This is a genomic window from Herminiimonas fonticola (assembly GCF_040395855.1).
GTDB lineage: Bacteria > Pseudomonadota > Gammaproteobacteria > Burkholderiales > Burkholderiaceae_D > Oxalicibacterium > Oxalicibacterium fonticola_A.
This window is the reverse complement of sequence record NZ_JBEBPO010000066.1, coordinates 1-13,742: the sequence shown is the minus strand read 5'-3', so window position 1 is coordinate 13,742 and position 13,742 is coordinate 1. Positions and strand designations below refer to the sequence as shown.

The following is a 13,742-nucleotide window of genomic DNA, read 5'->3' as shown; positions in this document are numbered from 1 at the left end:
GCATTGCCAGCGACATTGAAAATAAAAATCCCGAAATAATGATTGCCGTTCTCCTGCTGGAGGCAGGCAACTGTCTGCGTCTGGGTGCCGCACCCAGCCTGCCTCCAGACTACTGTCGCGCAATTGATGGCATGACGATGGACAGCAAACTGCAGATTACTGCCGAAGATATCGAAGCAAACCGATTTTGCTCCCGCCTTCACCATCTGGCCCGGCAACATGACTTGCATGTATGTTCAATGACGCCGATCCGGTCTGCCGCAGACTGCATGTCCGGAATTTTCGTTGCCTATTCACGAAAAGAAGAGCCGACCAGTGACAAGTGTCAGCAAGAAATTGCCGACCATGCAGTCATGGCATCCATTGCCATCGCACTCCATGATGCTGAAACCAGAATCAAAAAAGCCGAAGATGCACTGCACAATAGCGAAACAACCCTGGCGCTTGCCATCGAAGGGAGCGGCACCGGCATATGGGATCGCAATGTACTGACCGGAGAAATCAACTACTCGCCCGGCTGGAAAGCCATTCTGGGTTACGCGGATGCAGAAATTGGCAATCGGATCGAAGATAGTTACACGCGTGTTCATCCTGATGACCTTGCTTATGTTCAGGCCACGATACAGGATCACTTCGATCAGAAAACAGAAAGCTATGCAGTAGAACACCGTATCCGCTGCAAGGACGGCAGCTACAAATGGATATCGAGCCGCGGCAAGGTTGTCAGTCGCGACGCGCAAGGCAGACCGCTGCGCATGATAGGCACAACAACAGATATCACGTCCATGCGTTCCCTGGCCGACCAGCTCCAGCAAAGTGTTGATCTGATCACGTCCCTGACCAATGAAGTACCCGGACTGGTGTATCAGTATCGGATGCTGCCTGATGGCCAGGCATTTTTTCCTTATGCCAGCGAGGGCCTCAAGGATATTTACGAACTCACACCGGAGCAGGTCGCCAGCGAGGTCACTCTTGTACACCAAGTCATTCATCCGGATGATTTGGAAAACTACTGCGCTTCACTCAATACGTCTGCCGATAGCCTGCAGCCCTGGTATCTCGAATATCGTGTCATCCTGCCCCGGCAGGGTTTGCGCTGGCGGCAAGGCGAAGCGCGGCCACGCAGATTACCGGATGGCAGCACGCTGTGGTACGGCTTCATCACGGACATCACTGAACGCAAACGCATAGAAATTGAATTGCAGGGATTTGCCACCATCGACTTTCTGACGCAATTGCCTAATCGACGCTATTTCATGACGCGTATGGAGGAAGAACTGGCACGCGCCCGACGCATCGCTGGTGCACGGACAGCAGTTCTGATGTGCGACCTTGATCATTTCAAGGTAATCAACGACAGCTACGGTCATGCCATAGGCGATCTGGTGCTCAAGCATTTCGCCGTCATTCTGCGCAATGCATTGCGCAGAAACGATACAGTCGGTCGCGTAGGCGGTGAAGAGTTTGCCGTCGTGCTATTCGATGCGGGTGTCGCCGAGGCAGAGATTTTTGCGCAACGCGTGCGCTCCCAACTCGCTGAAACGCCACTCATGGCGCTCGACCAGGATATCCATGTAACCGTGAGCATCGGCATTGCCGTGATGCATGCAAACGATGCAAATATCGACGTATCGCTATGCCGTAGCGACGCGGCGCTATATCGCGCCAAGGAAGCAGGACGCAATCGGATTGAAATTGATTTCAGCTAGCAATCATATTGAGCGCATATTTCCACAAAACTCGCCCTGTGGAGTACGCTCTTTCAGTGTCGTGCGCGCAATTTGAATTGCTTGCCGGACAGATACATTTGGTAACGCGTCTTACCAAATCAGGCTGGTTCTGAAAACCTGTTTCGTATGTAATAAGACCATCATTCGGCAGCACGAAAGATCGTACTGCCGAACACTGAAAAAATGATCGTGCTGATTAATGGCATGCCATGCAGTTTCACTGCAGCAAGGAGCACATATGAACAAAAAAATCGTTATTTCCACCATCATGGCAGTCAGCCTGCTGGCTGGCGGCTCGGCCTTCGCACGTGACGATCACCACAATGATCGTGGCCACCATGCGCATGGGCAGCGCGATGGAAAAGGTGGCAACAGAGGACATGACAGTCGCCGCGATCATCACGACAATCGCAACAATCATGCTGGCGCACATGACAATGGAAGACATCATGGACGCGGTGCAGGTCCGCGCCACGACTTCTACAAAGGCAACCGCATTCCGTATGAGTATCGCAGCAGACAATATGTGGTCAATGACTGGCGTGGTCATCATCTGCATGCGCCGCCACGCGGTTATCAATGGGTGCAGACCGGCCCCGATTATGTATTGATCGCAATCTCCTCCGGTATCATCATGCAGATCGTTCTCGGCAACTAAGCCGACTGGCACTGCCAGATTGCCTAAAGGCCGAATGTTCGGAAAGAACATTCGGCCTTTATCGTTTTTAGCCCTATTTTTGTACCGCGCCAGCGACACAGCATGAAAGCAATTGCAAGCCCGCTACTGCGAGAGCAGATCAATCGCGCCCGAATTCCTCACCCAGCGCCTGCCCGCGTGCTGCGGCTGCTTTCATTGCGTTGATGATGGCCTGCCTGACACCGCTCTCTTCCATGCTGGTCAGCGCAGCGTAAGTGGTTCCGCCTTTGGATGTCACGCGTTCGCGCAATACGGAAACCGGATCGGACGCCTGTGCCGCCAGTTGTGCAGCGCCGACAAAGGTCGAAATCGCCAGCGCATTGCCCTGCTCTGCAGTCAAACCCATTTCCTGCGCGGCTTGCTGCATCGCTTCGATAAAGTAAAACACATAGGCCGGGCCGCTGCCGGAAACAGCCGTCACCGGATCGATCAGTTTTTCATCGTCCAGCCATACCGTCTCTCCTACCGCACGCAGGATGGCGTCTGCCGCCGCGCGCTGTGCATCGCTGACGCCGGCAGTTGCCACCATACCGGTGATGCCTTTGCCGATCAGCGCCGGCGTATTCGGCATCGTGCGCACGATAGCCTGGTGCCCATTCAACCAGCGCGACAAATCGGCTGCGCGTATGCCGGCGGCGATCGACAGCACCAGTTGCGTACCGATATGCGGCAGGATTTGCGCCACCACGCCTTTCATTTGCTGCGGCTTGACGGCCAGCACGATCACATCGCTGCCGGCGATCCTTGCATCGATCTCGGCCGCCGTCGTGACGCCGAATTGCGTATGCAGTTTTGCCAGCGCGTCGACATTGATATCGATCACATGAATATTCTGTGCCGCTGTCAGTTTTCCGGCCAGGCCGCCTATCAGTGCCGCAGCCATATTGCCGCCGCCGATAAAGCTGATTTTCAGATTATTTTGCATAATTCCTTGTTCCAAATATGGCGGAGCCTATCCGCACGATTGTAGCGCCCTCGGCAACTGCCGCCGGCATATCGGCCGACATGCCCATGGACAGCGTATCCAGCGGCAAACCTTCCGCACGCAATTGTTCATACAAGACTCGCAACTGATGAAATGCGCGGCGCTGCTGTGCCTCATCGTCTTCCGGCTCGGGGATTGCCATCAAGCCGCGCAAGCGCAATTGCGGCAGATTGGCAATGGCCTTGGCCGTGCATAGCGCATCGGCAGGCAGAACGCCACTCTTGCTCGCTTCACCGCTGATATTGACCTGCAGGCAGATATTCAAGGGCGGCAGTCTGGCCGGTCTTTGTTCGGACAGCCTGTGGGCGATCTTTTCACGATCGACCGCATGCACCCAGTCGAAATGTTCAGCAATGAGGCGCGTCTTGTTGCTCTGTATCGGCCCGATGAAATGCCATTCCAGCGTCAGATCGGGCCGTAATGCACGAATAGCGTCGATTTTATCCAACGCTTCCTGCAAATAATTTTCACCAAATGCACGCTGCCCGGCCTCTGCTGCAGCCAGCACCGCATCTGCGCCAAACGTCTTCGATACCGCCAGCAGTTCGACCTCATGCACATCGCGTTGCGCGCTGTTCGCAGCGTCGGTAATACGCTGACGCACAGCTTGCAAGTTTTGTCGTATTACAGACATAATCAAAGTTCTTTAAGACATTATTTAACATTTACGAGACCTTTCGGTATCGTGCATCGATGTCAGGCCTTTTTGCTCCACCTCTTGCTTCACCTTTTATTTGCAGGCTCAGGGATTATAAATGGACATTTCAGAACTACTCGCGTTCTCGGTCAAGAATAAAGCTTCCGATTTACATTTGTCGTCCGGCCTGCCGCCGATGATACGCGTGCACGGCGACGTGCGCCGCATCAACCTGCCGCCGCTGGAGCACAAGGATGTGCACGGCATGATTTATGACATCATGAACGACGGCCAGCGCAAGGTGTATGAAGAGCGTCTGGAAATCGATTTTTCCTTTGCCATTCCCGGCCTGGCGCGTTTTCGTGTCAATGCCTTCAATCAGGATCGTGGTGCCGCTGCCGTGCTGCGTACCATTCCATCCAAAATTTTGAGCCTGGAAGATTTGCACGCACCGAAGATTTTCGCCGAACTCTCGCTCAAGCCGCGCGGCCTGGTGCTGGTGACCGGCCCGACCGGTTCCGGCAAATCGACCACGCTGGCAGCGATGGTGAATCACGTCAACGAAAACGAATACGCACACATCCTGACGATTGAAGATCCGATCGAATTCGTGCACGACTCGAAAAAATGCCTGATCAACCAGCGCGAAGTGGGACCGCATACGCATTCCTTCGAGAACGCCTTGCGTTCGGCCTTGCGCGAAGATCCGGACGTGGTGCTGGTCGGCGAGTTGCGCGATCTGGAAACCATACGGCTGGCCCTGTCTGCAGCGGAAACCGGCCATCTGGTGTTTGGCACGCTGCATACCTCCTCTGCTGCAAAAACCATAGACCGTATCATCGACGTCTTCCCCGGCGATGAAAAGGAAATGGTACGGGCGATGCTGTCCGAATCGCTGCAAGCCGTCATCTCGCAAACACTGCTGAAAACCAAGGATGGCAGCGGTCGCGTAGCCGCACATGAAATCATGCTCGGCACACCGGCAATTCGCAACCTGATTCGCGAATCAAAAATTGCACAAATGTATTCGGCGATTCAGACCGGCTCCAACGTCGGCATGCAGACGCTGGACAGCAATCTGACCGAGCTGGTGAAACGCAATGTCATCTCGAATGCAACGGCGCGCTCGGCCGCCAAGACACCGGATAATTTCCCGGGATGAGTGCGGGATTTCGCAAGGCATGCCTTGCGCCGCAAGAATCCGAGCAGCCTGCAAGCTGCGAGGTGGGGTGAGTATCCGCTTAAGCTGCACGCGTCAAGATCGATGCGCGAGCAAAGAACGCCCAGGCCTTACGGCTGACAGAATCAAATAAGGAAGGATCATCATGGAACGCGATCAGGCTACCAAATTCATGTACGACTTGCTGCGCCTGATGCTCAGCAAGAACGGCTCCGATCTTTTCATTACCGCCGAATTTCCGCCGGCGTTCAAGATCGACGGCAAGATGACGCAGGTCTCGAACCAGCCGCTGAATGCCACGCATACGGTCGAACTGGCGCGCGCCATCATGAGCGACAAGCAGGCGGCAGAATTCGAAGCAAGCAAGGAATGCAACTTTGCGATCAGCCCCGGCGGCATAGGCCGCTTCCGCGTCTCGGCCTTCGTGCAACAGGGCAAGGTCGGCATGGTGCTGCGTACCATCACCACTGCGATTCCAAAAATCGAAGATCTGGGCGTGCCGGAAACATTGAAGGATGTCGTGATGACCAAGCGCGGCCTGGTCATCATGGTCGGCGCTACCGGCTCGGGCAAATCCACCACGCTGGCCGCCATGCTCGGCTATCGCAATGAAAACAGTCACGGTCACATCATCACGATCGAAGATCCGGTCGAGTATGTGCATCCACACAAAAACTGCGTCATCACGCAACGTGAAATCGGCGTCGATACCGAGAGCTGGGGAGTCGCGCTGAAAAACACGCTGCGTCAGGCGCCGGATGTCATTTTCATCGGTGAGATCCGCGATCGCGAAACCATGGATTACGCGATCGCCTTTGCCGAAACCGGTCACTTGTGTCTGGCCACCATGCATGCGAACAGCTCGAACCAGGCACTGGATCGTATCGTCAACTTCTTCCCGGAAGAACGTCGTCAGCAACTGCTGATGGATTTGTCGCTGAACCTGAAGGGCATGATTTCACAGCGTCTGATTCCGCTGAAAGATACAAAAGGCCGCTGCGTGGCGGTGGAAATCATGTTGAATTCGCCGCTGATTTCCGATTTGATCTTCAAAGGTGATGTGCATGAAATCAAGGAAATCATGAAGAAGTCGCGCGAGCTCGGCATGCAGACTTTCGATCAGGCGCTGTTCGATTTGTATGAAGCAGGAAAAATCTCCTACGAGGATGCCTTGCGCAACGCCGATTCAGTTAACGATCTGCGCCTGTCCATCAAGCTGCATGGCAACGAAGCGAAAAACCGCGATTTGAGCAAGGGCACCGAGCATCTCGGTATTGTATAAAAATGAATGCGAACACCGTTTACGATTTCAAGACACACAGCCTGAGCGGTACGGCTGTCGATCTTGCACAGTATCGCGGCAAGGTATTGTTGATCGTCAATACGGCCAGTAAGTGCGGGTTCACGCCGCAGTACGAAGGACTGGAAGCCGTATACCGGCAATTCCGTGATCAGGGTGTGGAAGTGCTTGGCTTTCCCTGCAATCAGTTCGGCGGACAGGAGCCGGGCAACGCAGAAGAAATCGGGGCATTCTGTGAAAAAATCTACAGTGTGACTTTCCCGCTCTTCGCCAAGATCGATGTCAACGGCGACGATGCGGACCCACTGTATAGATACCTGAAACAGGCTGCACCCGGCCTGCTCGGCAGCGAAGCGATCAAATGGAATTTCACGAAATTTCTGGTCAGAAAAGACGGTACCGTTTACAAACGCTATGCACCACAAACCAAACCGGAAGAATTGATCGCCGACATCAGGAAATTACTCGACGCGTAGTGCACTGACACACGGTGCTCAAGCAAGGCGCGTCAAGCCGAATGGCTTCGCACCCTTGATTGCGACCACAACACCCATAGGCCTCTCTCAAATCCAGCGCCGGGTACGATGTTTGTAGTCCAGATACGCCTCGCCGAATTTCTCGGCCAGTGCGTGCTCTTCAGGAAGAATCTGGAAGCGAGTCACATAGGCCACGAAAATCAAGGGGCCCAGCCAGACGGCCAGCGAGTCGAGACGGATCGCATACGCCACCAGCAACAAAAGCAGGCTCAGATACATCGGATTGCGCGACATCCGAAAGATGCCATTCGTGACCAGGCAGCTAGCCTTACCCGGATCAAGCGGATTGATGGTGGTACGCACACGCCAGAAACAGGCCATTCCCATCAGCGCGATCACAGCGCTAAGCTGGGACAGGCCAATGCCTATCTCCATGCGGATGGTCGACGGATCCATCAGAATATCGCTCAGATGGGCATACCATTTCATCAACGCACCGATGATCATCGCGCTTACAGGTGCAGGAATTTTCTTATCAAGCATTCGCATACTCTTGAAATGGGAATGTAATGGCAGAGACAGGCTGAGCAAAAATAGTGTCAGGCCAATTTTTCCAGAAGAATAACTTATTGCGCGTAGAAGATCGACAGTCATCGCCATTTACATACCGATGCCCTGGTCTCCGGCAGATGGTTCAGCAATGCAAACCTCGGGCATCTATCCGCCCGATTCAGCCGATAGGCAAAGCGAGTTCAGCTTGAATGAATTGTTGCGCCACCCGATGCTCACGCATGGCAACGTTAGCGCAACTTAAGATTCGACTCGTGCCGAGCAGACGTATGTTGATTGAGTCAGGCAACGGCTGCCTTGCTTCTTCGGTGAGGTACATCCATCTGCTGAAAATTGATAAGCGATATCAACAAACTGCTGGCTGAATAAGCAGCAAGAAATAAAAAAAACGCTGGCCGTACCATAAAAGTACGCCAGCGTTTTTTGCTTACTGCTTGTTTAATGTGCGGCAGACAAAGCCTTGTCTATCAATTCTATCCAGTGCTTGACCGGTGTATCAGTACCCGATTGCAGATGCGTCAGACAACCGATATTCGCCGACACGATCATCTCCGGCTGCGTGGCTTCCAGCTTGGCGATTTTATCGTCGCGCAACTGATACGACAGCTCTGGCTGCAAGACCGAATAGGTACCGGCCGAACCACAACACAAATGGCTGTCCGCACATAACTGCACATCTACACCCACGGCACGCAACACGCCTTCGACCTTGCCGCGTATCTGCTGGCCATGCTGCAACGTGCAAGGCGGATGATAGGCCACACGTTTGCTGATTTTTCCATGCAGGCGATCTTGCAACTCAAGCTCAAACGCCGGCATGATTTCACTCAGGTCTTTCGTCAGCGCGGAAATTCGCTGTGCCTTCTCTGCATACGCCGCATCGTGCGCCAGCAGATGACCATAATCCTTGACCGTTGCGCCGCAACCCGATGCCGTCATCACAATCGCTTCCGCACCGGCTTGCACCAGTGGCCACCACGCATCGATATTGCGCCGCATATCGTCCAGCGCGCCATCGTGATCGTTCAAGTGATGACGGATCGCACCACAGCAGCCGGCTTTGGGAGCAACCACTAATTGCACACCCAGCGCATCCAGCACGCGCGCGGTAGCCGCATTGATGTTGGGCGACATCGCCGGTTGCACGCAGCCATCCAGCAACAACATCTTGCGTGCATGCGTACGGGTCGGCCAGGCGCCTGCATCTTCCTTGCGCGGCACCTTGTTTTGCAGCGACTTCGGCAGCAGCGGGCGGAACAGCTGGCCGGTTTTCATGGCGGGCGTGAACAGCCATTTGCGCGGCAGCAGTTCTTTCAAGGCCTTGCGTTTCAGATTGGTTGCAAACGAATACGGCACGCGCTCTTCGACTACCTTGCGGCCGATATCAATCAGGCGGCCATACTGCACACCGGAAGGACAAGTCGTTTCGCAATTGCGGCACGTCAGGCAGCGATCCAGGTGCAACTGGGTTTTTGCGGTCGGCGTTTTGCCCTCCAGCACCTGCTTGATCAAATAGATGCGACCGCGCGGCCCATCGAGTTCATCGCCCAGTAATTGATAAGTCGGACAGGTCGCCGTGCAAAATCCGCAATGCACACAGCTGCGCAGGATGGCATCTGCCTCCTGGCCTTCGCGTGTGTCCTTGATGAAATCGGCTAAATTGGTTTGCATGAATAATCTCTGAAGTCTTTACTGCATTAGCGGCAATGAATGTCTGCGCGGCATACGCATACTGCACATCAATACTGTGGATACATCCGGCCCGGATTGAAAATACCGTCAGGGTCGAAGGCGTTCTTCATGTTTTGATGTATCCGCGCGACCGCGGGTGCCAGCGGCTGAAACACGCCAGCGCTCTTGTCGCCACCACGGAACAGCGTCGCATGGCCACCCGCCTGTACCGCTGCAGCACGTATGGCTGCAGCATCGGCATCCGAACGCAACCAGCGCTGGGCACCGCCCCATTCAATCAATTGATCACCCAACGCCAGCGGTGGCGCAATGGATGGCAGCGACAAGCGCCACAGCACATCCGATTGCGTGAAAAATTCATTGCTTTGCTCGCGCATTGCGAGCCAGAAATCATCACCGGCAATTTCCTCACCGCCTATGGTGTGCTGGGCCGCTGTAATCGCCGCTTTGGCGCCTGACAAGCGCAGCAGCAGCGCACCGTCACACCAGGCGCTGGCGGAAATCGGCAGAGGCTGGCCGCCCCATACATTCAGCCGACGTATCGCTTCTTCTTCCGTCATCTCCAGCCGCAACGTGGTTTCCGCATACGGTTTCGGCAACACCTTGAGCGAGACTTCCAGCAGCAAACCCAGCGTACCGAGCGAGCCCGCCAGCATGCGCGACACATCATAACCAGCGACGTTCTTCATTACCTGGCCGCCGAAATGCAGCGCTTCACCCTTGCCATTCATCAGTACTGCGCCCAACACAAAATCACGGGCCGCACCGACGGCCGCACGACGCGGGCCGGACATGCCGCAGGCGACCATGCCGCCTACCGTGGCACCGGCGCCGAAATGCGGCGGCTCGAATGCCAGCGCCTGATTCTGCTGCGCCAGCACCGCTTCCACCTCGGCCAGCGGCGTGCCGGCGCGTACCGTGATCACCAGTTCGGTCGGGTCGTAAGCCACCACACCCTGATAGGCACGCGTATCCAGTATCTCGCCCTGCGGGGTCTGACCATACCAATCCTTGCTGCCGCCGCCGCGTATGCACAGTGGCTGCCGCTGACGTCCGGCGGCAAGTATGGTTTCCTTGAATTGTTGAACTACTTCTTCCATGCTCATCCTGACTAAATATTAGAAGCGCGGTAAATCAGGGAACTTCAGCATGCCGCGTTTGACGTGCATCTTGCCGTACTCTGCGCAGCGCTGCAGCGTTGGAATTGCCTTGTCCGGATTCAGCAGCGACAGCGGATCGAAGGCGCGTTTGACGCTGAGGAAGGCATCCATTTCCGCGCGTGAAAACTGCACGCACATCTGATTGATTTTTTCCATGCCGACGCCGTGCTCACCGGTAATCGTGCCACCGACGGCCACGCACATTTCCAGAATTTCGGCACCGAACAATTCGGCGCGATGGAATTCGCCCTCGGTATTGGCATCGAACAGAATCAGCGGATGCAGATTCCCGTCACCGGCGTGGAACACGTTCGCGCAACGCAGACCGTACTTGACTTCCATCTGCGAAATACCGGTCAAGACATCCGCCAGGCTGCGGCGCGGGATGGTGCCGTCGATACAGTAATAATCGGGAGAAATGCGGCCGGCAGCCGGGAACGCATTCTTGCGCCCGGACCAGAAGCGCAAACGCTCAGCCTCATCCCGTGACACCGCAATCGCCGTTGCCCCGGAGTGTTTCAACACTTCCGTCATGCGTGCGATTTCCTCATCGACTTCTTCCGGAATGCCATCCGACTCGCACAGCAAAATCGCTTCGGCATCGCAGTCGTAACCAGCTTTGACGAACGGCTCCACCATGCGGGTAGACGTCTTGTCCATCATTTCCAGCCCGGCTGGAATGATGCCGGCGGCAATCACGCTGGCGACCGCATTGCCGCCTTTGACCACATCGTCGAAGGAAGCCAGAATCACGCGCGCCAGTTTTGGTTTCGGAATCAGTTTGACGGTGACTTCCGTCACCATGCCCAGCATGCCTTCCGAACCGACGAAGACCGACAGCAGATCCAGGCCGGGTGCATCGAGTGCAGTACCACCGAGCTCAATGACATCGCCTTCTATCGTGACGACGCGCACGCGCATTACATTGTGTACGGTCAAACCGTATTTGAGACAGTGCACGCCACCGGAGTTTTCGGCAACGTTGCCGCCTATCGTGCAGGCAATCTGCGAGGAAGGATCGGGAGCGTAATACAGGCCGAGGGAAGCAACCGCTTCGGAGATGGCAAGATTGCGTACGCCCGGCTGCACCACCGCCGTGCGCGCATAGGCATCGACCTTGACGATCTTGTTCAGGCGCGCAGTCGACAGCACAATGCCATCGGCGATCGGCAGCGCGCCGCCAGACAAACCCGTACCGGCGCCGCGCGGCACAATACGCACATTCAGATCGCGGCAGACTTTAAGCGCGGCAATGACATGCGCTTCATTCAGCGGCAACACCACCACCATGGGCAACTGGGCATACGCTGCCAGGCCATCGCATTCGTAGGGCCGCGTATCTTCTTCATTGAAAAGTATGCACTGCTCCGGCAGCACGGCGCGCAATGCGTCGACTACCGTACGCTGATGTGCGGGTGTAAAAGGCGTTTGCGTAGCGGGCGCTGCCGAAATCGTATTCATCATCAATCCTGCGTCCATTGCACTATCGAATAACACTTATATCGTTCAGGCACAGTGTAGCGAATACCGCTTGCCATTAGACTGAAAGCTTTCCTCTTGCCCGTGAAAAATATTCAACTGATATGCAAAAAGCGTATAACTACCGTCAAAACAACGATATTTATACGCTTTTCTAAAGAATGCGTCTGGCTTAGAGGCTGAGTCGCTTCGTACTGAAACGCTCCATCATCCAGTCCAGCATCAGCGCGACCTCAGGCCGCTCGCGCACATGGCGATCATATACGAGGTAGTACGCATGTTGCGGCGTCGTCAATTGCAAATCGAACAAGGGAACAATCTCCCCCTTGGCGATCATGTCGGCGGCAAAATGCTGACGCGTCAATGCCACCCCGTAACCATGTTTGACCGCCTCCAGCAGCAAACCCAGATCATCGATACGCAGGCCGGTTGACGGCTCCTGCCAATCCAGTCCCGCCATTTCAAACCACGGCTGCCACGGCTCCAGCGCCGAACGCAACAATTGCGCCTTTTGCAAATCGGCAGGTACATTCAATTTGCCTATCTGCTCCAGATAGGCGGGGCTGGCGACCGGGAATACCGGCTCCCGAAACAATTTTTCAGTGACGATGTCCGGATATTTGCCGGCGCCGAATCGCACTTCAATATCGGTTTCCGACAGGCTCATGTCATACAGAGGCACCGACAGATAGGTTTCAATCGAGATCTCCGGATGCAAGGTCATGAATTCATGCAGATGCGGCAAAAACAGATAGCGCGCAAAAGTTGGCGGCACCGTCACCTTCACCTTCAGCTGGGTAGACGCATAGCGATGCGGCAAGGGAAAATCAGCCAGCGAGCTCAGTGCACCGCGCACCACATCCAGATAACGGCGGCCGAATTCAGTCAGGCTGACGCTGCGCCCGTCGCGCAAAAACAGGCGCTCGCCGACAAAATCCTCCAGCAGGCGAATGCGATGCGAAAACGCCGATGGCGTAATGCACAACTCCTCCGCTGCAATCGCGAACGAGCCATGACGCGCAGCAGCCTCAAAGGCGGAAAGAGCGTGTACCGGGGGGAGTCTACTTGCCATTGCGTCAATCTATCGTCCGTTATCAAGCCGTGATTTTACCGGGTTCGGCCGCATCGCGACGACCTAGCTGTTTTGCCGTATCCTCGTTACTTCTCCATCCTCCCTATTTTTCATACTTCCATGGGTAACAGACTCTCAAAAATCGCCACCCGCACTGGCGATAACGGCACCACAGGTTTGGGCGACGGCAGCCGCGTCGACAAGGATGCACTCCGCGTACACGCCATGGGCGATGTTGACGAATTGAATTCGCATATCGGCCTGTTGTTGTGCGAAGACTTGCCGCCGGCGTTGCGCGAAGAACTGATCTCCATCCAGCACGATCTGTTCGATATGGGCGGCGAGTTGTGCATCCCCGGCTACACGATGATCCACGATGCACAGGTTGCGCGCCTGGATGCGCTGCTGGCGAAATACAACGCAGACTTGCCACCACTGAAAGAATTCATCCTGCCGGCCGGCTCGCGCGCGGCATCGCAATCGCATGTGTGTCGCACTGTTTGCCGCCGTGCGGAACGTACGATCGTCAGTCTCGGCAAAGCCGAAAAAATGAACGACAACCCGCGTCAATATATGAATCGGCTGTCGGATTTGCTGTTTGTTTTATCGCGGGTGTTGAATCGGCATGCGGGCGGTGGTGGGGATGTGTTGTGGGAGAAGGATAGGGTTCGGGATATTGAATCCTGATAGTTTTTTTCTGTAATTGATGGTGGTTTTTCTTCGATGAGAGTCAGTTGCCGGGGGTAGCCCGGCGGCTACTCACT

At 55.3% G+C, this 13,742-nt stretch carries 14 protein-coding genes; 6 read left to right on the top strand and 8 right to left on the bottom strand.

Annotation, left to right across the window (positions count from 1 at the left end; genetic code table 11):
• On the bottom strand, positions 1–230 hold a 230-nt coding region (locus tag ABWP27_RS09245; RefSeq protein WP_353155886.1), incomplete at its 3' end, for a hypothetical protein.
• 39 nt (positions 231–269) lie between these two features.
• On the opposite strand from ABWP27_RS09245, the gene ABWP27_RS09240 reads away from it, so the two are divergent.
• Together ABWP27_RS09240 and ABWP27_RS09235 are read left to right on the top strand one after the other, a co-directional pair.
• Positions 270–1,709 (top strand): sensor domain-containing diguanylate cyclase, encoded by a 1,440-nt coding sequence (locus tag ABWP27_RS09240; protein ID WP_353155884.1) that lies wholly within the window; start codon positions 270–272, stop codon positions 1,707–1,709.
• 259 nt (positions 1,710–1,968) lie between these two features.
• Positions 1,969–2,388, top strand: coding sequence for an RcnB family protein (locus ABWP27_RS09235; protein ID WP_353155883.1), 420 nt, complete (start codon positions 1,969–1,971; stop codon positions 2,386–2,388).
• Between the two features lie 139 nt (positions 2,389–2,527).
• On the opposite strand, the gene proC is transcribed toward ABWP27_RS09235, so the two are convergent.
• Together proC and ABWP27_RS09225 are read right to left on the bottom strand one after the other, a co-directional pair.
• Positions 2,528–3,352: a pyrroline-5-carboxylate reductase gene (gene proC / locus ABWP27_RS09230; protein ID WP_353155882.1), complete on the bottom strand. Its 825-nt coding sequence runs from the start codon at positions 3,350–3,352 to the stop codon at positions 2,528–2,530.
• A complete protein-coding gene (locus tag ABWP27_RS09225) occupies positions 3,342–4,046 on the bottom strand; it encodes a YggS family pyridoxal phosphate-dependent enzyme (RefSeq protein WP_353155881.1) in 705 nt (234 codons plus the stop codon). The genes proC and ABWP27_RS09225 overlap by 11 nt, the downstream gene beginning before the upstream one ends.
• 121 nt (positions 4,047–4,167) lie before the next feature.
• On the opposite strand from ABWP27_RS09225, the gene ABWP27_RS09220 reads away from it, so the two are divergent.
• The 3 genes from ABWP27_RS09220 (at position 4,168) to ABWP27_RS09210 (ending at position 7,005) form a co-directional block, all read left to right on the top strand.
• A complete protein-coding gene (locus ABWP27_RS09220) occupies positions 4,168–5,211 on the top strand; it encodes a type IV pilus twitching motility protein PilT (RefSeq protein WP_353155879.1) in 1,044 nt (347 codons plus the stop codon).
• A gap of 163 nt (positions 5,212–5,374) precedes the next feature.
• A complete protein-coding gene (locus ABWP27_RS09215) occupies positions 5,375–6,511 on the top strand; it encodes a PilT/PilU family type 4a pilus ATPase (protein ID WP_353155878.1) in 1,137 nt (378 codons plus the stop codon).
• 2 nt (positions 6,512–6,513) lie between these two features.
• On the top strand, positions 6,514–7,005 hold the full coding sequence (locus ABWP27_RS09210; RefSeq protein WP_353155876.1) for a glutathione peroxidase: 492 nt from the start codon (positions 6,514–6,516) through the stop codon (positions 7,003–7,005).
• An 87-nt stretch (positions 7,006–7,092) separates the two neighbouring features.
• Here ABWP27_RS09210 and ABWP27_RS09205 read toward each other — a convergent pair whose 3' ends face one another.
• The 5 genes from ABWP27_RS09205 to ABWP27_RS09185 all read right to left on the bottom strand — a co-directional run bounded on the left by ABWP27_RS09205 (position 7,093) and on the right by ABWP27_RS09185 (position 12,978).
• A complete protein-coding gene (locus ABWP27_RS09205; RefSeq protein ID WP_353155874.1) occupies positions 7,093–7,548 on the bottom strand; it encodes a methyltransferase family protein in 456 nt (151 codons plus the stop codon).
• 465 nt (positions 7,549–8,013) lie between these two features.
• A complete protein-coding gene (glcF, locus tag ABWP27_RS09200; RefSeq protein ID WP_353155872.1) occupies positions 8,014–9,246 on the bottom strand; it encodes a glycolate oxidase subunit GlcF in 1,233 nt (410 codons plus the stop codon).
• A gap of 68 nt (positions 9,247–9,314) precedes the next feature.
• Entirely contained in the window at positions 9,315–10,367 is a 1,053-nt protein-coding gene (glcE, locus tag ABWP27_RS09195; RefSeq protein WP_353155871.1) for a glycolate oxidase subunit GlcE, read from the bottom strand.
• Between the two features lie 18 nt (positions 10,368–10,385).
• Positions 10,386–11,888, bottom strand: a complete 1,503-nt coding sequence (locus ABWP27_RS09190) for an FAD-linked oxidase C-terminal domain-containing protein (RefSeq protein ID WP_353155869.1) — start codon at positions 11,886–11,888, stop codon at positions 10,386–10,388.
• Between the two features lie 190 nt (positions 11,889–12,078).
• On the bottom strand, positions 12,079–12,978 hold the full coding sequence (locus tag ABWP27_RS09185) for a LysR substrate-binding domain-containing protein (RefSeq protein WP_353155867.1): 900 nt from the start codon (positions 12,976–12,978) through the stop codon (positions 12,079–12,081).
• A gap of 120 nt (positions 12,979–13,098) precedes the next feature.
• Between ABWP27_RS09185 and ABWP27_RS09180 the strand changes: the two genes are divergently transcribed.
• Complete coding sequence (locus ABWP27_RS09180; RefSeq protein ID WP_353155865.1) at positions 13,099–13,665, top strand: cob(I)yrinic acid a,c-diamide adenosyltransferase; 567 nt, start codon at positions 13,099–13,101, stop codon at positions 13,663–13,665.
• Positions 13,666–13,742 lie beyond the last annotated feature (77 nt).